The 16,732-nt window shown below is 68.6% G+C and carries 15 protein-coding genes; 7 read left to right on the top strand and 8 right to left on the bottom strand.

The features are described from left to right. The first annotated feature begins 8 nt into the window (after positions 1 to 8). The 4 genes from rpmG to NC7_RS05935 all read left to right on the top strand — a co-directional run bounded on the left by rpmG (position 9) and on the right by NC7_RS05935 (position 1,349). On the top strand, positions 9 to 179 hold the full coding sequence (gene rpmG / locus NC7_RS05950) for a 50S ribosomal protein L33 (RefSeq protein WP_011211511.1): 171 nt from the start codon (positions 9 to 11) through the stop codon (positions 177 to 179). Positions 180 to 254: 75 nt separating this feature from the next. Beyond that, positions 255 to 560: a 30S ribosomal protein S14 gene (rpsN, locus tag NC7_RS05945; protein ID WP_067979999.1), complete on the top strand. Its 306-nt coding sequence runs from the start codon at positions 255 to 257 to the stop codon at positions 558 to 560. Between the two features lie 32 nt (positions 561 to 592). Continuing rightward, positions 593 to 850, top strand: a complete 258-nt coding sequence (gene rpsR, locus NC7_RS05940) for a 30S ribosomal protein S18 (protein ID WP_067979995.1) — start codon at positions 593 to 595, stop codon at positions 848 to 850. Positions 851 to 917: 67 nt separating this feature from the next. Next, complete coding sequence (locus NC7_RS05935; protein WP_067980122.1) at positions 918 to 1,349, top strand: hypothetical protein; 432 nt, start codon at positions 918 to 920, stop codon at positions 1,347 to 1,349. Between the two features lie 56 nt (positions 1,350 to 1,405). Here NC7_RS05935 and purH read toward each other — a convergent pair whose 3' ends face one another. The 6 genes from purH to sucC all read right to left on the bottom strand — a co-directional run bounded on the left by purH (position 1,406) and on the right by sucC (position 8,724). Next, entirely contained in the window at positions 1,406 to 2,971 is a 1,566-nt protein-coding gene (purH, locus tag NC7_RS05930) for a bifunctional phosphoribosylaminoimidazolecarboxamide formyltransferase/IMP cyclohydrolase (RefSeq protein ID WP_067979990.1), read from the bottom strand. Beyond that, positions 2,968 to 3,624, bottom strand: a complete 657-nt coding sequence (purN, locus tag NC7_RS05925; RefSeq protein ID WP_084458034.1) for a phosphoribosylglycinamide formyltransferase — start codon at positions 3,622 to 3,624, stop codon at positions 2,968 to 2,970. Before purN ends, purH begins: the two co-directional genes overlap by 4 nt. A 56-nt stretch (positions 3,625 to 3,680) precedes the next feature. Beyond that, positions 3,681 to 5,177 (bottom strand): cell division protein PerM, encoded by a 1,497-nt coding sequence (locus NC7_RS05920; RefSeq protein ID WP_084458032.1) that lies wholly within the window; start codon positions 5,175 to 5,177, stop codon positions 3,681 to 3,683. Between the two features lie 82 nt (positions 5,178 to 5,259). Further along, positions 5,260 to 6,276, bottom strand: coding sequence for a DUF5336 domain-containing protein (locus NC7_RS05915; RefSeq protein WP_067979979.1), 1,017 nt, complete (start codon positions 6,274 to 6,276; stop codon positions 5,260 to 5,262). A gap of 351 nt (positions 6,277 to 6,627) precedes the next feature. Continuing rightward, complete coding sequence (sucD, locus tag NC7_RS05910; RefSeq protein ID WP_067979976.1) at positions 6,628 to 7,545, bottom strand: succinate--CoA ligase subunit alpha; 918 nt, start codon at positions 7,543 to 7,545, stop codon at positions 6,628 to 6,630. A gap of 12 nt (positions 7,546 to 7,557) precedes the next feature. After that, complete coding sequence (gene sucC / locus NC7_RS05905) at positions 7,558 to 8,724, bottom strand: ADP-forming succinate--CoA ligase subunit beta (protein WP_067979973.1); 1,167 nt, start codon at positions 8,722 to 8,724, stop codon at positions 7,558 to 7,560. Positions 8,725 to 9,202: 478 nt separating this feature from the next. On the opposite strand from sucC, the gene NC7_RS05900 reads away from it, so the two are divergent. Together NC7_RS05900 and NC7_RS05895 are read left to right on the top strand one after the other, a co-directional pair. Next, positions 9,203 to 10,270 carry a M23 family metallopeptidase gene (locus tag NC7_RS05900; RefSeq protein WP_067979971.1) on the top strand — a complete coding sequence of 356 codons (1,068 nt, stop codon included), beginning with the start codon at positions 9,203 to 9,205 and terminating at the stop codon, positions 10,268 to 10,270. A 56-nt stretch (positions 10,271 to 10,326) separates the two neighbouring features. Continuing rightward, positions 10,327 to 11,706: a DUF1731 domain-containing protein gene (locus NC7_RS05895; protein WP_084458030.1), complete on the top strand. Its 1,380-nt coding sequence runs from the start codon at positions 10,327 to 10,329 to the stop codon at positions 11,704 to 11,706. Here the strand turns inward: NC7_RS05895 and pcrA are convergent. After that, positions 11,703 to 14,300, bottom strand: coding sequence for a DNA helicase PcrA (pcrA, locus tag NC7_RS05890; protein WP_067979968.1), 2,598 nt, complete (start codon positions 14,298 to 14,300; stop codon positions 11,703 to 11,705). The two genes, NC7_RS05895 and pcrA, sit on opposite strands and share 4 nt — an antisense overlap. Before the next feature lie 339 nt (positions 14,301 to 14,639). On the opposite strand from pcrA, the gene NC7_RS05885 reads away from it, so the two are divergent. Then, a complete protein-coding gene (locus NC7_RS05885; RefSeq protein WP_084458054.1) occupies positions 14,640 to 14,933 on the top strand; it encodes a chorismate mutase in 294 nt (97 codons plus the stop codon). 91 nt (positions 14,934 to 15,024) lie between these two features. On the opposite strand, the gene NC7_RS05880 is transcribed toward NC7_RS05885, so the two are convergent. Next, positions 15,025 to 16,482, bottom strand: a complete 1,458-nt coding sequence (locus tag NC7_RS05880; RefSeq protein ID WP_067979963.1) for an NAD-dependent succinate-semialdehyde dehydrogenase — start codon at positions 16,480 to 16,482, stop codon at positions 15,025 to 15,027. Between the last annotated feature and the right edge of the window lie 250 nt (positions 16,483 to 16,732).

Below are 16,732 nucleotides of genomic sequence, written 5' to 3'. Positions count from 1 at the left end.
GAGCACGCATGGCCTCGAAGTCGACCGAACTGCGGCCGATCGTCAAACTCAAGTCCACCGCGGGCACCGGCTACACCTACGTCACCCGCAAGAACCGCCGCAACGACCCCGACCGGATGGTCCTGCGCAAATACGACCCCGTCGTGCGCAAGCACGTCGATTTCCGCGAGGAGCGCTGACGCTCCCTGAGCTCAGGGGCCGCCAGGCGGCAGCGAAGCATAACCACGTAGGCCCAGTGAAGGGAGCCGATAGATATGGCGAAGAAGTCGAAGATCGCTCGTAACGAGCAGCGGCGGGTGATCGTCGAGCGTTGCGCCGCGCGCCGGGCCGAGCTCAAGGAGATCATCCGCAAGCCGAGCACCGGCGACGACGAGCGTGCCGCGGCCCAGGCCGAACTGCGCGCCCAGCCCCGCGATGCCAGTCCGGTACGATTGCGCAATCGGGATGCGGCCGATGGTCGGCCACGCGGCCATCTCAGGAAGTTCGGGCTCTCCCGAGTACGTGTGCGCGAGATGGCCCACCGGGGCGAGCTCCCTGGGGTCCACAAATCGAGCTGGTAGACACCCACTGATCTCGTGAGAAGGAAAATCCCATGGCAGTGAAGCGAGCACCGTCCAAGAAGGCACGCGCCGAGCAGGGCCGCAAGCCGAAGAAGAACCCGCTGATCGCCGCGGGCATCGAATACGTCGACTACAAAGACGTCAACCTGCTGCGCACCTTCATCTCCGATCGCGGCAAGATCCGGAGCCGTCGCGTCACCGGTCTGACCCCGCAGCAGCAGCGTCAGGTCGCCGTCGCGGTGAAGAACGCGCGCGAGATGGCGTTGCTGCCGTTCACGACCACCAAGTGAGCTGGTGAGAGATGGCCCCGGAGCTGGTGCTCCGGGGCCTTTTCGTGGCGTGACTAGGGTGGACGCCATGAGATCGCTGTCGCGCCGCTGTGCCCTCGTCGCGAGCCTGGCCGTGCTGCTGGTACCGGCCTGTGCGAGTTCCGGGGACATCGCACCCACCTCGGCACCGACGAACACCCGCCCGGAGAGCACCGCTCCCGGTGTCGGCCGACCGTTCACCACCGACCCGAACCTGGTCGACCCGCGTCCGCTGCCGTTCACCGCGTGGCGGCGGGTGGGCGAGACCACGATCGCGGTCGACTTCCAGACCGGCAATCCGCAGTGCAACGGCGTCGACGCCACGGTCACCGAAACCGCCGACACGGTCACCGTCGCGCTGCGCGCCGGTACCCCCGCCGACGCCGTCGGCAGGATGTGCACGATGGAGGCCGTCTTCGGCACGCTGGAACTCACCCTCGACGCGCCGCTGGGCTCCCGGCAGGTCCTCGACGCGGCCTGAAACGGCGACGGGTGCCGCACCGGTACGGTGCGGCACCCGTTGCGGGACGAGCTGACTCAGTGCGCGAAGTGGCGCGCACCCGTCAGGTACAGCGTGACGCCCGCTTCCTTGCACAGTTCGACGGTGTCCTTGTCGCGGATCGAACCACCCGGGTGGACGATGGCGCGCACGCCCGCGGCCACCAGGATCTGCGGACCGTCGGAGAACGGGAAGAACGCGTCCGAGGCGGCGACCGAACCCTTGGCCCGCTCCCCCGCGCGTTCCACCGCGAGCTTGCAGGAGTCGACCCGGTTCACCTGACCCATGCCGACGCCGACAGCGGCGCCGTCGTCGGCCAGCAGGATCGCGTTCGACTTCACGGCACGGCAAGCGCGCCAAGCGAATTCGAGGTCGGCCAGGGTGGTGGCGTCGGCCGGGTCGCCCGCGGCGAGGGTCCAGTTGGCCGGATCGTCGCCCGCGGCGTCGAGCACGTCGCGGTCCTGCAGCAGCGCGCCGCCGCTGATCGGACGCAGCTCCACCCCCTTGCGCTGCGGCGGCTCGGCCACCAGCACGCGCACATTCTTCTTGCGCTGCAACACTTCCACCGCACCGGGCGCGTAGCCGGGAGCCACGATCACCTCGGTGAAGATCTCGGCGACCTGCTCGGCCATCTCGACGCTCACCTCACGGTTGGCGGCGATCACGCCACCGTAGGCACTCACCGGGTCGGTGGCGTGCGCCTTGCGGTGCGCCTCGGCGATATCGGCGCCGACGGCGATGCCACACGGGTTGGCGTGCTTGATGACCGCCACGGCGGGCTCGTCGAAGTCGAACGCGGCGCGCCAGGCGGCGTCACCGTCGGTGTAGTTGTTGTACGACATCTCCTTGCCGTGCAACTGCTGCGCCTGGGCGATGCCGACGGTGCCGTCGTTGCTGGTGTACAGCGCGGCGGCCTGATGCGGGTTCTCGCCGTACCGCAGCACCGCGGCACGCTCCCACGAACCGGCGACCCAGCCCGGGAACTGCTCGGTCTCGGGCTGCACGGCGGGCACGGCGACCGAGCCCATCCAGCTCGCCACGGCCACGTCGTAGTTCGCGGTGTGCTGGAAAGCCTTGGCGGCCAGCGCGGTCCGCTCGGCGAGGGTGAAGCCACCGGACTTCACGGCGGCGAGCACGTCGTCGTAGTCGGTGACGTCGACGACCACGCCGACCGACGGGTGGTTCTTGGCGGCGGCACGCACCATCGACGGGCCGCCGATGTCGATCTGCTCCACGCACTCGTCCACCCCGGCGCCGCTGGCAACGGTCTGGGTGAACGGGTAGAGGTTGACCACCACCAGCTCGAACGCTTCGACGCCGAGCTCGGTGAGCTGGTCGAGGTGCTCGGCGCGGCGGGTGTCGGCGAGGATGCCCGCGTGCACGCGCGGATGCAGCGTCTTCACGCGGCCGTCGAGGGTCTCCGGGAAACCGGTCAGGTCCTCGACCCGGGTGACCGGAATGCCCGCCTCGGCGATCTTGCCCGCGGTCGAACCGGTCGACACCAACTCCACGCCCGCGGCGTGCAGTCCGGTGGCCAGCTCGACGAGCCCGGTCTTGTCGTAGACGCTCACCAGCGCCCTGCGGATCGCCTTACGTTCACTCACCGGTGTGCTCGCTCATCTGGTATCTCTGCCTTTCGTCCGTCGGAGACAATGCCTCGCGTCGCGACGGCGGCGATGACCTGCGTCAGCAACCGTCGCTCGACAACCTTGATGCGCTCGTGCAGGGCGGCCTCGTCGTCGCCGGGCAGCACGTCGACCGCCTCCTGCGCGAGGATCGGGCCCGTGTCGACCCCGCCGTCGACCAGGTGCACCGTGCAGCCGGTGACCTTGGCGCCGTAGGCCAGCGCGTCCCGCACGCCGTGCGCACCGGGAAACGACGGCAGCAGCGCGGGATGGGTGTTGATGAACCGGCCACCGAAGCGTTCCAGGAACGCGGGGCCGACGATCTTCATGAAGCCCGCGGAGACGACCAGGTCGGGTTCGAACGCGGCCACCGCATCGGTGAGCCCGCGATCCCAGGCGGCACGGTCGTCGAAATCCTTGACCGCGACGCGGAAGTGGTCGATCCCCGCCGCCTCGGCGTGCTGGGTGGCCTGGCACACGCGATCCACACCGACGGCGACGATCTTCGCGGGATAACCGGGCTCGCGGGCGGCGGCCAGCAGTGCGTTGAGCAGCGAGCCGGTGCCCGAGGCGAGGACGACGACGGTGGCCGGGGTCCGTGCGGGCTTCCACGGGGCAAACGAGGACGTCAGCGCTCTACTCCTGCGTGTGGTCGGGTGGCGGCGGTCGACAGTGCGCCGGGTCGAGCTTAACGACCGGTGTCCCCGTCACCCTCCGGCAGGTCCGGCTCCACCACCTCCGCGTCGACGATCTCGTCCGTCGGCGGGGTCACCGAGCCGGGGGCGGCGATGCTCACCTCGGGTTCGTCGTCGATGTCCTCGACGAGTTCGGCGTCGACTTCCACGGCCGGGTCGGCGGGGTATTCGTCGTCGTCGGCGTAGTCGTCGTCGGTGTACTCGTCGTCGTCGGCGTAGTCGTCTTCGTAGTAGTAGTCGTCGTCCTCGTCGTAGGCGTAATCGGCGTACCCGGTGGCCGGTGCGAGGAAGCGGCGGGCGAAGACCATGCCGACGAAGCCACCGAACCCGATCCAGGTGACCATCAACACGACGAGCATCAGCAGGTCGGGCCCCACCCAGCCCACGGCACCGAGCTGACCGCTGCTCAGGACCGCCAGGACCAGAAAGGTGAAGGTGGACAGTCCCGCACAGGTGAGCGTGGCCCACGGGGCGCCCGGCCGGTCGTCGCTGGTGCGACCGAGTTCCACACCGCCGAGCACACCGACGGCGAGCGGAACCAGCAGCAACACCGGCCACCAGGCCGAGGCGGGCCCGGTGGGCAGCGGAATCAACGCGGGCACGGGCGGCACCTGTCCGGCGCTGACCCCGAACAGCCCCACCGACCCGGCCCCGAACTGCACCGCGGCACCGCTGAGCATCCCGGCGGCGCCGACGATCACATTCGGCAGATAGAGCAGCGAGACCACGGTCATGCCGAGCACATCGGTCACGTCGTGCGCCTGACGGTACGTCTCGCCGACGCGAGACAGGTGCGTGCAGAACGAGATCACCGTCGCCATCGCCGCGCAGGCGAGCAGGCGCAGCACCGTGCGGCGGGCGGCGCGCGCACCGAGCACCGCCCACTCGGGCACGTCGACGGAGACGAGCGCGCACAGCGAATCCCAGGCGCGACCGCAGATCCCGGCGGCGGCCGCGGCCAGGTACAGCACCAGCACCCAGCCGAACGCCGTGACCGGTCCCGGCGGCTCGAGGGGGGTGACGCCCGCGGCGTCACCGACCACGGCCAGACACACCGACGTCACGACGAGCGGCCCGGCGAGGACGGCGGCGGCGAGCCAGCCGAGATCGACCGGAGTCGGCCGATCCGGCACTGCCCTGGCGCATTCGCGGGCAGCCAGCCACACCAGCACGACGGTCGGCACCAGCGGCAACAGCCCGAGGGTCGTCCGGCCGACGGTGAGGGGAATCTGATGGGCCGCGAGCCAGGTCGCCGCCACGGCACCGGGCGCACTGGTGAGCTCGGTGCCCGAGGTGAGCATCACCAGCAGCACCACGACGACCATCACGGTCAGCGCGCAGATCGTCGGCCGCGCGGCGACGAGCAACAGGGTCCTTGCCCGCTCCGGTGGCAGCGACCACCAGGCGGGTTCCGGCCCGGACGGTGCGGCGGCACTCGCCCCGCCGCGCGACCCGGAGGTCCGGCGCACGAGGGCGTTACGAGAACTCATGACAATTCAGCGTGGCAGCTTCCCCGGCGAGCGCGGGTCAGGCGCGCCGGGGAAGCGGTGCCCACGACAGCCGTCGGTTCTTCTACTTCTGGTCGTCGCTCGGACGGAACGCGGTGGTCGCGTCGGCCGCCGGGTCGGCGTTCTGCTCGCCGCCGAACGGCTTGGCCTGGCCCTGCTGGGGAGCCGAGCCCTGCTGCGCGCCACCGTAGTTGGGCGCACCGAACGGCTGACCACCAGGCTGACCACCGAAGGTCTGCGTGGCGCTCTCGTCCGGACGCGGCTGCGCCTGCGGCGCCGCACCGTAGGGCTGCTGCTGCGGAGCGGCACCGTACTGCTGGCCGTAGGGCGACTGCTGCTGCGCCTGACCGTACCCCGGCTGCTGACCCGGCTGACCGTAGGACGGCTGCGCCTGCGGCACCGACGGCGAACTCTGCTGACCGTACGGCGACTGCGTGGGGTACTGCCCACCGGTCGACGCCTGGCCGTAGCCCTGCTGCCCGAACGACTGCTGCTGGCCCGGCTGGCCGTAGCCCTGCTGGCCGTAGCCCTGCTGCCCGTACTGCCCGTACTGACCCGGCTGCTGCGGCTGCGCGGGTCGCGGCGCGGGCGGCTTGATGATGCCCAACTGGAACAGCACGGCGACCACGAGCAGAACGGTCACGATGAAGGCGAACAGGGCTACGACGATCGCGCCCCACTCCAGGTCGCTCTCGGAGGTGATGAACGACACCACGATGCCGACGAATCCCGCGGCGGCCAGCGCGACGGCCACCGGGAGGTTGCCCAGCTTGGGTAGCAACGACAGTCCGGCCACGATCGCGGCGGCCAGGATCAGCAGTACGAGCTCGTCCGCACCGGATTCGAACATGTCGTACGTTCTGGTGGTTCCCCCGACGGAGGATCCGTGGAACGGTGCGAAGCCGAGCAGGAAGGTGACAACACCGAGTCCGGTGGCCGCGGCGGTGAGAATGAAGGGCAGCCCCTTGGCACCGGCGTCGTCCACGGACGCGGCCGCGGCGGCTCCGGTGCTCGGGCCCGGTGTGGGCGCGGCGGGTGTCGCGGGTGCGTTGTACCCGGAGCCCCCTGTCGGGTAGGACATGTCGTCGTCTCCTTGTCGAGTCGTGCGCATCGGTCGCGTCGAACTGACTGGTGCCTGATCCGGTACCTGACGCTACTGCACGCCACGCTCGCGGTCATCACCTACCGATACCGGCTGTGGATGAACCACCGCCTGTGGATGAATCGACGAAGGCCGCCCAGGCTAAACCTGAAAGCGGCCTTCGACGTTGTGAATTGTGGGTCAGGCAGTGTCAATTCGCCTGCCCCGGAGGCCCTGCGTGGTTACGCAAGCTACCGCCTCCGGGCCCTGACCGGGTCAGGCAGTGTCAATTCGCCTGCCCCGGAGGCCCTGCGTGGTTACGCAAGCTACCGCCTCCGGGCCCTGACCGGGTCAGGCGGACGCGATGGACGCCTTTTCCAGGATCTCGCGAGCGAGCGCGGCGGTGGCGGACGGCGTCTTGCCGACCTTCACACCCGCGGCCTCGAGCGCTTCCTGCTTGGCCTGCGCGGTGCCGCCACCGGAGGAGACGATGGCGCCCGCGTGGCCCATGGTCTTGCCCTCGGGCGCGGTGAAACCGGCGACGTAGCCGACGACCGGCTTGGTCACGTTGGCCTTGATGTAGGCCGCGGCACGCTCCTCGGCGTCACCACCGATCTCGCCGATCATCACGATGATCTTGGTCTCGGGGTCCTTCTCGAACGCCTCGATGGCGTCGATATGGGTGGTGCCGATGACCGGGTCGCCGCCGATGCCGATCGCGGTCGAGAAACCGAAATCGCGCAGCTCGTACATCATCTGGTAGGTCAGGGTGCCCGACTTCGACACCAGGCCGACCGGACCCTTGCCGGTGATGTTGTTCGGGGTGATGCCGACCAGCGCCTCGCCCGGGGTGATGATGCCGGGGCAGTTCGGGCCGATGATGCGGGTCTTCTCGCCCTTTTCGACGTTGTAGGCCCACGCGTAGGCGGAGTCCTGCACCGGGATGCCCTCGGTGATGACCACGAGCAGCGGGATCTCCGCGTCGATGGCCTCGATGATGGCGTCCTTGGAGAAGGCGGGCGGCACGAACGCGATGGAGGTGTCGGCGCCGGTCTTCGCCATGGCCTCGGCCACGGAAGCGAACACGGGCAGCTCGATCTCGTTGCCGTCTTTGTCCGTGTGCTTGACCGTGGTACCGGCCTTACGGGCGTTGACGCCGCCGACGATGTTGGTGCCCGCCTTCAGCATCAGCGCGGTGTGCTTGGTGCCTTCGCCGCCGGTGATGCCCTGGACGATGACCTTGTTGTCCTTGTTCAGGAAGATGGACATGTTTGCGGTTCCTTACTTGGCTGCGGCGAGTTCGGCGGCCTTGTCGGCGCCTTCGTCCATGGTCTGGGCCAGCGTCACCAGCGGGTGGTTGGCCTCGGCGAGGATCTTGCGGCCCTCCTCGACCTTGTTGCCGTCGAGACGGACGACCAGCGGCTTGGTGGCCGCGTCACCGAGCACCTCGAGGGCACCCACGATGCCGTTGGCGACGGCGTCACACGCGGTGATGCCGCCGAAGACGTTGACGAACACGCTCTTGACCTGCGCGTCGCCAAGGATCACGTCCAGACCCGCTGCCATCACGGCCGCCGAGGCGCCGCCGCCGATGTCGAGGAAGTTGGCCGGCTTCACGCCGCCGTGGTTCTCGCCCGCGTAGGCGACGACGTCCAGGGTCGACATGACCAGACCGGCGCCGTTGCCGATGATGCCGACCTCGCCGTCGAGCTTGACGTAGTTGAGGTCGTTCTCCTTGGCCTTGAGCTCGAGCGGGTCGGTCGCGTCGACGTCGGCGAACTCGAGGTGGCCGGGCTGACGGAACTCGGCGTTCTCGTCCAGGGTGACCTTGCCGTCGAGGGCGAGGATCTCGTCGCCGGGGGTGCGCACCAGCGGGTTGACCTCGACCAGGGTGGTGTCTTCCTTGGTGAAGACCTCCCACAGCTTCTGGATGGTCACGGCCGCGGCGTCGAGCACCTCGGCGGGCAGGTGGCCCTTCTCGGCGATCTCACGGGCGAAGGCCAGGTCGACACCCTTGACGGCGTCCACCGGGATCTTGGCCAGGCGCTCGGGGGTCTTCTCGGCGACCTCTTCGATCTCCATGCCGCCCTCGACCGAACACATGGCCAGGTAGGTGCGGTTGGAGCGGTCGAGCAGGAAGGAGATGTAGTACTCCTCCGCGATGTCCTTGGCCTCGGCGACCAGGAGCTTCTTGACGATGTGGCCCTTGATGTCGAGGCCGAGGATGTTCTGCGCGTGGGTGAACGCGTCTTCCGGGGTGGCGGCGTACTTCACGCCACCCGCCTTGCCGCGACCGCCCACCTTGACCTGCGCCTTGACCATGACCGGCTTGCCGATCTCCTCGGCAATGGCGCGTGCTTCTTCGGCCGTGTCGCAAACACGACCCTCGGACGAAGGCACTCCGTGCTTAACGAAGAGCTCCTTCGCCTGATATTCGAAGAGATCCATGTACTCACCGTCTCGTCTGCGTTGCTATGACAACGTCTTTGTTGGCGGCCCGACGTCGGTAGCGGGTCGGTCGGACTCTAACTAGTCACGGGGAGGGCTAAACGACCACATTCATCCTAAGTGGCGCAGGTCACGACGGGTGCGGGGAGGTCACCAAAACCGCTGGCCAAGGCTACTGGCGAGTAGTTTTTCCACCCGTGGCAGGTCGGAACGCCTAAAGGGGAAAGGCCCTGCCATCTACTACGTTATGTCGTCGACAGACCTCACCCGAGATGTCGCGAATCGGTGAGTTGTTCTGCGGCATTACGGTGACGAATCTCACAAGAAAGTGTAGGTTCTCGACCAGCGCTTGCCACTCTGCAATCGCTTCGTTACCGTCAATGCGGTCGATGTCACAACCAGGTCACGACAACCAGGTCACGACTGGCAGGTCAGGACTGAGGAGGACGACAAGCTTGAGGAACGTCAGGCGCAGCCGATGAACCACCGCTCCACCTTCCCAGTTGAAGATCGCGACAGCTCAGGCCACCGTTACCGGTACGCGGACGAGTTCACCTCGCACCCGCGCAGCCCCCGCGCCGCCGCGCCGCAACCGCAGCAGCCCGCCTGGCCGAGCACCGACTCGTGGCACACCGAGAACTCCTGGTCCGGAAACGACGCCTGGGCCGAGAACACCGCGTGGACCCCTGCCGAGGACGAATGGACCGCCGACGAGTCGGGCACCTACGACTCCGGCACCTATGAAACCGACTGGGCACCCGCCGAACCCGAGGCCCCGGCACCCGCACCGCGTCGCGCCGAGCGCCGCGGCGGTGCCCACCGCGTGCCCGCACCGCCCACCGCACTGAAGGGCCGCGCCGCAGTCATCGCCGTCGCCGCGGGCGCGGTCGTCGCCGCGGGCCAGGCCGCCATGGCCTCCCCACCGCAGCCCGACACTGGCGTCGACTACGAAGCCGCAGGCCAGATCCACGAGATCGCCGCCCAGTCGATGAGCACCGCCGAGGTCACCGACCACGTCACCGGCGCCTCGCCGCAGGTACTCGACGCCACCACGGTGGCCGACAAGAGCCACTTCGACGACATCCTCGCCAAGGGCCAGAAGTTCGCCGAAGACCTCGCCGCGCAGGAATCCGCCAAGCTGCGGCCCCTGTTCGCCAAGTTCACCACCGGTAACTACACCTCCGGTTTCGGCGCCCGCTGGGGTGTCCAGCACCTCGGCATCGACGTGGCGGGCCCCATCGGCACCCCGATCTACGCCGTCGCCGACGGCACCGTGATCGAGGCGGGCCCCGCCTCCGGTTTCGGCATGTGGGTGCGCATCCTGCACGACGACGGCACCGTCACCATCTACGGCCACATCGACACCGCGACGGTCTCGCAGGGCGAACGCGTGATGGCGGGCGACCAGATCGCCACCATGGGCAACCGCGGCTTCTCCACCGGCCCGCACGTGCACTTCGAGGTGTGGCAGAACGGCACCGACAAGATCGACCCCATCCCGTGGCTCGCCACCCGAGGCATCAGCCTCGGTGCCCAGCGCGACTGAGCAGGGGTGACCAGCAGCACGGTTCCGCTACCCCGCTAGCGGGGTAGCGTTTTCGTATGGCTGGTACAACGAAGTACACCCAGTTCATCGCCCTGCCACCGGAATCGGTGTGGGCGGTACTGGCGGATCTCACGCAATGGCCCGTGTGGAACCCGGGAGTGCGTGCGGTGCACCTGCACGGGGCCGTCGCGGCCGGTGCCACCGGCGATTACGTGCCCGACGGGAATCTCGCGGCGCGTGTGCACGAGCGGTTCGGCGCCGCCTTCACCGTCAAAACCTTTGTGCCGGAACGTGAACTGACCGTCGAACAGCCCGAACCAGCCGGAAGCATGCTGCTCACCTGGCGTCTCGAACCGCGCGACGGCGGAACCGACGTCACCCAGGAACTGCGCTTCACCGGCGTCTCCGCCTCGGCCATGCGGGCGGCCGCCGGGCCGTTCATCGAAACCGCTGCGCGCGTGAACTTCTCGCGACTGGCCCGGCTCGCGGGCCTCGTCCCGGCCGATGACGCCATGAACGTGGTGATCGCCGGTGGCACCGGGGCACTCGGTGTGCAGATCGCCGCCGACCTCACCTGCCGAGGACAGCGCGTCACCCTGCTCACCCGGCGCCGCGACCCGGCACTACCGTTCCGCCAGACCGAATGGGACGGCCGCTCGGTCGGTGCCTGGGCCGCCGAGCTGCGCGAGCCGGGCCCGATCGCGGTCGTCAACCTCGCGGGCAAGCTCGTCGACTGTCGTCCGACCCAACGCAATATCGCCGAACTGCGTAGCAGCCGTGTCGATTCCACCGCCGCCCTGGTCGCGGCCGCACGCACCCGCGACACCCCCGTCGACTACTGGGTGCAGGCCAGCACCACTGCCATCTGGTCCGACGCGGGCGAAACCCGCTGCACGGAAACGACACCGGTGCCCGAGGGGCTCCCGCAGATGACCGGGGTCGCGCAACCGTGGGAGGAAGCGTTCGACCCGGCCCAGGCCGACCACTGGACCATCCTGCGCACCTCGATCGTGCTCGACCCGGACGCCCCCGCGCTCAAACGGCTGAGCCAGCTCACCAAGGCGGGCCTCGGCGGACGGGTCGGCCCCGGCGACCAGTGGTTCAGCTGGATCCACATCGAGGACTGGCTGCGTATCGTGCGCGCCTGCCTCGGCCTCGAGCCCGAGGTGAGCATCCCCGACGGCATCCTGGTCGCCGCCACCGAGAACCCCGTCCGCAACGCGGAACTCATGGCCACCCTACGCCGCACCCTGCATCGTCCGGCTGCCCCGCCGACACCGAAGGCTTTGCTTTCGGTGGGCGCCGTCGTCCTGCGCTCGGACCCGGCACTCGGCCTCACCGGCCGCCACGCCACCTCGGAGGTGCTGCCGAAAACCGGCTTCACCTTCCGCTACCCCACCCTCGACAAAGCCCTCACCGACCTGTTGCCGGGTTAGAGCTTGACGATGGTCCGGCTGAACTGGGGAATCAGCCGGATCTTTCCGGCGGTGCCGAAGTCGATGGTGACGGTCGCCAGTGGGCCGACGCCGTCGGCGGCGACCACCCGGCCGAGGCCGTATTTGTCGTCGGTGACCCGATCACCCACGGCGAGAACGAGATCGGTGTTGTTGCGCTTGACCGCGCCACCCGGTGCGGGCCGACGGGTACCGGTGCCGCCGCGCACCCCCGGCCGCTGATCCCAGCCGTCGCCACGCGTCCAGTCCCGATCGAATCCGCTGTCCTCGCCGCGCCTGCGGCCACGCTGCACCGACGACACCACCGGCTCGAGCCTGCGCCAATCCAGCAGGTGCTGCGGGATCTCCTGCAGGAACCGCGATTCCGGGTTCGACACCGGCTGCCCCCAGCCCGACCGCACCACCGCACGCGACAGATACAGGCGTTGCCGCGCGCGGGTGATGCCAACGTAGGCCAGCCTGCGTTCCTCGGCCAGCTCGTTCGCATCACCGAGTGCCCGCATGTGCGGGAACTGGCCGTCCTCCCAGCCGGTGACGAAAACGACCGGGAACTCGAGACCCTTGGCGGTGTGCAGGGTCATCATGGTGACCACGCCGGAGCCCTCGTCCGGGATCTGGTCGGTATCGGCGACCAGCGACACCCGCTCGAGGAACGCCGCGAGCGAACCGGGTTCGGGTTCACCGTCGCCCGCCTCGGGCAGCAGGCCCTCCTCGCGCGCGGCCTCGGCGTTGTTGAACGCCTCGGAACTGAATTCGCGCGCGACGCTGACCAATTCGTTGAGGTTGTCCAGGCGAGCGCCGTCCTGCGGGTCGTCGGAAGCCTCGAGTTCGGCGCGGTAACCGGTGCGGTCGAGCACCGCGTCGACCACGTTGCCGACATCGGGGTACTCACTGTCGGCGCGCTGCCCCGCCGCCCGGATCTCGTCGAGCAGGTCGAGGAAACCGGCGATGGCCCGCTGCGCACGGGTGTTGAGCAGCGCCACCTTGCCGTCGGCCGCGTCGCGCAGGGCCGCCGCGAAACCGACGTCGCGCTGCTCGGCGTGCACCGCCACACAGGCCTCCGCGCGGTCACCGATGCCGCGACGCGGGGTGTTGAGGATGCGACGCAGGCTCACCGCGTCGTCGGGGTTCTCCAGCACGCGCAGATAGGCCACCACATCGCGCACTTCCTTGCGCTCGTAGAAGCGGACCCCACCGACCACCTTGTACGGCAGGCCCATGCGGATGAAGATCTCTTCGAGGGCACGCGAATTGTTGTTGGTGCGGTAGAACACCGCCACATCGCCGTAGGTGGCCTCACCCGCGTCGACCAACCGGTCGATTTCCTTCGCGACGAACGAGGCCTCGTCGTGTTCGTTGTCGGCGACGTAGCCGGTGATGAGCTCGCCCTCACCGGAATCGGTCCACAGCTTCTTCTCGCGCCTGCCCTCGTTGCGGGCGATCACCGCGTTGGCCGCCGACAGGATGTGCTGGGTGGACCGGTAGTTCTGTTCCAGCAGAATGGTTTCGGCGTCGGGGAAATCGCGTTCGAATTCCTCGATATTGCGGATGGTCGCGCCTCGGAAGGCGTAGATGGACTGGTCGGCGTCACCGACCACGCACAGCTCGCTCGGCGGTACCCGGTCGTCGCCGGAATCGCCGTCGTGCCCGACGAGTTCGCGCACCAGCACGTACTGGGCGTGGTTGGTGTCCTGGTACTCGTCGACGAGCACGTGCCGGAACCGGCGCCGGTAGTACTCGGCCACCTGTGGATGGTTCTGCAACAGGGCGACCGTTTCGCCGATCAGGTCGTCGAAGTCGAGGGCGTTGGCCGCGCGCAGCCGCTTCTGGTACTCGCCGTACACCCGGGCGACCAGCGCGGGCAGTTCGGTGTCGTCGGCCTCGGCGTCGCGGGCGGCCTGTTCCGGCCCGATCAATTCGTTCTTCAAATTCGAGATGGCCGTCGACAGCAGTCGCGCCGAATATTTTTTGGTGTCGATGTCGAAATCGCGGCTGATCATGGTGAGCAATCGGCGCGAATCGTCGGCATCGTAGATGGAGAAATTCGAATTCAAGCCCGGCAGCAAAGCCGCCTGCATGCGAAGAATGCGCACACAGCTGGAATGGAAAGTCGACACCCACATGCTCGCGGCGCGCGGGCCGACGAGCCCGGCCACCCGCTCCCGCATCTCGGCAGCAGCCTTGTTGGTGAACGTGATCGCCAGGATCTGCCCGGTCTGCACCCCGCGCGCGGCGAGCAGATAGGCGATGCGGCGGGTGAGGACGGCCGTCTTGCCCGAGCCCGCCCCGGCCACGATCAGCAGCGGTGACCCGGCGTGCACCACCGCGGCGCGCTGTTGTGGATTGAGTCCGTCGAGGAGGCGTTCGGTTTCCTCGACGCGACGCTGTTCGCGCTCCTTACGGCGCTGTTCCTGCTCGGCGCTGTGCCGCAGCGCGGCCTCGGCCAGACCGCGCGTCGAGGCACCACCGCCACCGCCGTCACCCTGTGGTTCGGCGGTGTTGTCCGGTGCCGCGACCGGCGTGTTCGGCGCGGTGGACGACGTTTCGTCTGCGGAGGGAGCGACCGTGATATCCATCGTCTGTCCACGCTACCGGCGGGCACCGACAAGCGGCCAACCGCCGTCGATCCGGCCACCGACCGGCAAACCTGGGGTGAACCGGGCGAGCGTCGCGGTCGTAGCCATCCGTGTGAATGTTCTCAGCTGATTCACAAACACAACTGTTTTGCATACCTACCGACCCGTGGCAGACTGGGCCGCATGGTCAGCGCTGCTTCGCCCGCCCGGATCGGCAACCGATCCGATATCGTGACCGCAGGCGCCGAGGCCGGAAAGTTTTTCAGGGTGAAGGAACAGATCGGTAGTAACAGGACGTCCGTATCGACCGATCCCAGTTCTGACACGAGGAGATGAATGATGAGCACCCCCGCTACAACCGCCGGGTCCGATGCGGCACTGCCGCAATCGGAGGCGGAGATCGAGAAGCTTCGTCTCGAAATCGATGAACTCGATGCCACCATCCTCGCCGCGATCAAACGTCGGAGCGAGATCTCGCGGATCATCGGGCGTACCCGGATGGCCTCTGGTGGCCCGCGGCTGGTGCACAGCCGTGAGATGAAGGTGCTCGAACGCTTCAGCGAGCTCGGCCAGGAGGGCCACACCCTCGCCATGCTCCTGCTCCGCCTCGGTCGCGGACGCCTCGGCCGCTAGGCCACACCGACCACGCGGCGCTCGCCAAGAGCGCCGCTGACAAAAAGCCGCCCCGGGTGCGACAACACCCCCGGGGCGGTTCTTTTTTCGCTCAGGACAGCGCGATGTACTTGGTGTCGAGGTATTCCTCGATGCCCTCGGTGCCGCCCTCGCGGCCGAAGCCCGACTCCTTGACGCCGCCGAACGGCGCCGCCGGGTCGGAGATGACGCCCCGGTTCACGCCGACCATGCCGGTCTCCATCGCCTCCGAGACTCGAAGCGCACGGTCCAGGTCGCGGGTGTAGACGTAGCTGACCAGGCCGTATCGCGTGTCGTTCGCGGCGGCGACCCCCTCTTCCTCGGTGTCGAAGGCGACGATCGGCGCCACCGGCCCGAACACTTCCTCGCGCAGGATGCGGGCGGCGGGCGGCACGTCGGCGAGCACGGTCGCCGGGTAGAACCAGCCCGGCCCGTCGGGGGTCTGTCCGCCGAGCAGCAGCTTCGCGCCGGTGCTCACCGCGTCGTCGACGAGTTCGGCCACCGTCTCGCGCTGCTCGGCGCTCACCAGCGGCCCGAGGGTGGTGGAATCGTCGGTGCCTGGACCGAGCACCACCGATTCGGTCATCGCCGCCACCAGCTTCTCGGTGAATTCCGCGACCACACCGCGCTGCACGTGGAAGCGGTTGGCGGCGGTGCAGGCTTCCCCGCCGTTGCGCAGTTTCGCCTGCATGGCACCGGCCACCGCGCTGTCGATGTCGGCGTCGTCGAACACCACGAACGGCGCGTTGCCGCCCAGTTCCATCGAGGTGCGCAGCAGCCGGTTCGCCGACGACGCGACCAGTTTCTTGCCGACCTCGGTCGAGCCGGTGAAGGTGAGCTTGCGCAGGCGCGGATCGTCGATCAGCGGGCCCGTGACGGCACTGGAACGGCTCGTGGTGACCACCGACAGCACCCCGTCGGGCAGCCCCGCCTCGCTGCACAGGCGGGCCAGCGCGAGCATGGTGAGCGGCGTCGCCGAGGCGGGCTTGACGATCATCGTGCAACCGGCCGCCAGCGCCGGACCGATCTTGCGCGTGCCCATGGCCAGCGGGAAATTCCACGGCGTGATCGCCAGACACGGCCCAACCGGCTGCTTGGCCACCATGATCCGCCCCGTGCCCGACGGTGCGTGCAGGTACCGCCCGTGCACCCGCACCGCTTCCTCGCTGAACCACCGGAAGAATTCCGCGCCGTAGCGCACCTCGTTGCGGCTCTCCCCCAGCGCCTTGCCCATTTCGAGCGTCATCAGCAGCGCGAACTCCTCCGCCCGCGCCGTGAGTTCGGTGAACACCGCCCGCAGGATCTCCCCCCGTTCCCGCGACGGCGTCGCCGCCCATTCCCGCCCCGCCGCCACCGCCGCGTCGAGCGCCCGCATCGCGTCCTCCGGCGTCGCATCCGCGACCTCCGCGATCACCGACCCGTCAGCCGGATTGTGCACGGCAAATGTGGCCCCACCCGTGGCGTCCACCGCCCCCGACCCGATCCACAAACCCTTTGGTACGAACTCGATGACATCCCGTTCAGAAACCATGCCCCCACCCTATGCCGACCTCCACCCGAGCATCCGCCGAACACCACACCACCCACCGACTCAAAAAGCCCCACAACCACATTCCCGGACACCCACGACAGCACCGACGAAACCGCATTCGCAGACACACACGACTGGGACCGACATGACCGCATTCCCAGCCACAACATCCCGACCTCGAGGAGGGATCGCCGCGAAGCGGCGGTTCGCGGCCGTCCCGACGATCAGGTGCCGGTGCGTAGGCGACGAA

This window comes from Nocardia caishijiensis NBRC 108228 (genome assembly GCF_001612825.1).
GTDB classification, from domain to species: Bacteria; Actinomycetota; Actinomycetes; order Mycobacteriales; family Mycobacteriaceae; genus Nocardia; species Nocardia caishijiensis.
Note: the sequence above shows the minus strand (reverse complement) of the source record. Positions and strands in the feature narration are given on the sequence as shown.

Excerpts from the sequence above, each read along its gene's own strand:
- NC7_RS05885 (WP_084458054.1), top strand. The coding sequence starts at position 14,640 with ATGAGCACCCCCGCTACAACCGCCGGGTCCGATGCGGCACTGCCGCAA.
- NC7_RS05915 (WP_067979979.1), bottom strand. The coding sequence starts at position 6,276 with ATGTCCTACCCGACAGGGGGCTCCGGGTACAACGCACCCGCGACACCC.
- pcrA (WP_067979968.1), bottom strand. The coding sequence starts at position 14,300 with ATGGATATCACGGTCGCTCCCTCCGCAGACGAAACGTCGTCCACCGCG.
- NC7_RS05880 (WP_067979963.1), bottom strand. The coding sequence starts at position 16,482 with ATGGTTTCTGAACGGGATGTCATCGAGTTCGTACCAAAGGGTTTGTGG.
- rpsR (WP_067979995.1), top strand. The coding sequence starts at position 593 with ATGGCAGTGAAGCGAGCACCGTCCAAGAAGGCACGCGCCGAGCAGGGC.
- sucD (WP_067979976.1), bottom strand. The coding sequence starts at position 7,545 with ATGTCCATCTTCCTGAACAAGGACAACAAGGTCATCGTCCAGGGCATC.
- sucC (WP_067979973.1), bottom strand. The coding sequence starts at position 8,724 with ATGGATCTCTTCGAATATCAGGCGAAGGAGCTCTTCGTTAAGCACGGA.
- NC7_RS05895 (WP_084458030.1), top strand. The coding sequence starts at position 10,327 with ATGGCTGGTACAACGAAGTACACCCAGTTCATCGCCCTGCCACCGGAA.
- rpmG (WP_011211511.1), top strand. The coding sequence starts at position 9 with ATGGCCTCGAAGTCGACCGAACTGCGGCCGATCGTCAAACTCAAGTCC.
- NC7_RS05900 (WP_067979971.1), top strand. The coding sequence starts at position 9,203 with ATGAACCACCGCTCCACCTTCCCAGTTGAAGATCGCGACAGCTCAGGC.
- rpsN (WP_067979999.1), top strand. The coding sequence starts at position 255 with ATGGCGAAGAAGTCGAAGATCGCTCGTAACGAGCAGCGGCGGGTGATC.
- NC7_RS05920 (WP_084458032.1), bottom strand. The coding sequence starts at position 5,177 with ATGAGTTCTCGTAACGCCCTCGTGCGCCGGACCTCCGGGTCGCGCGGC.
- NC7_RS05935 (WP_067980122.1), top strand. The coding sequence starts at position 918 with ATGAGATCGCTGTCGCGCCGCTGTGCCCTCGTCGCGAGCCTGGCCGTG.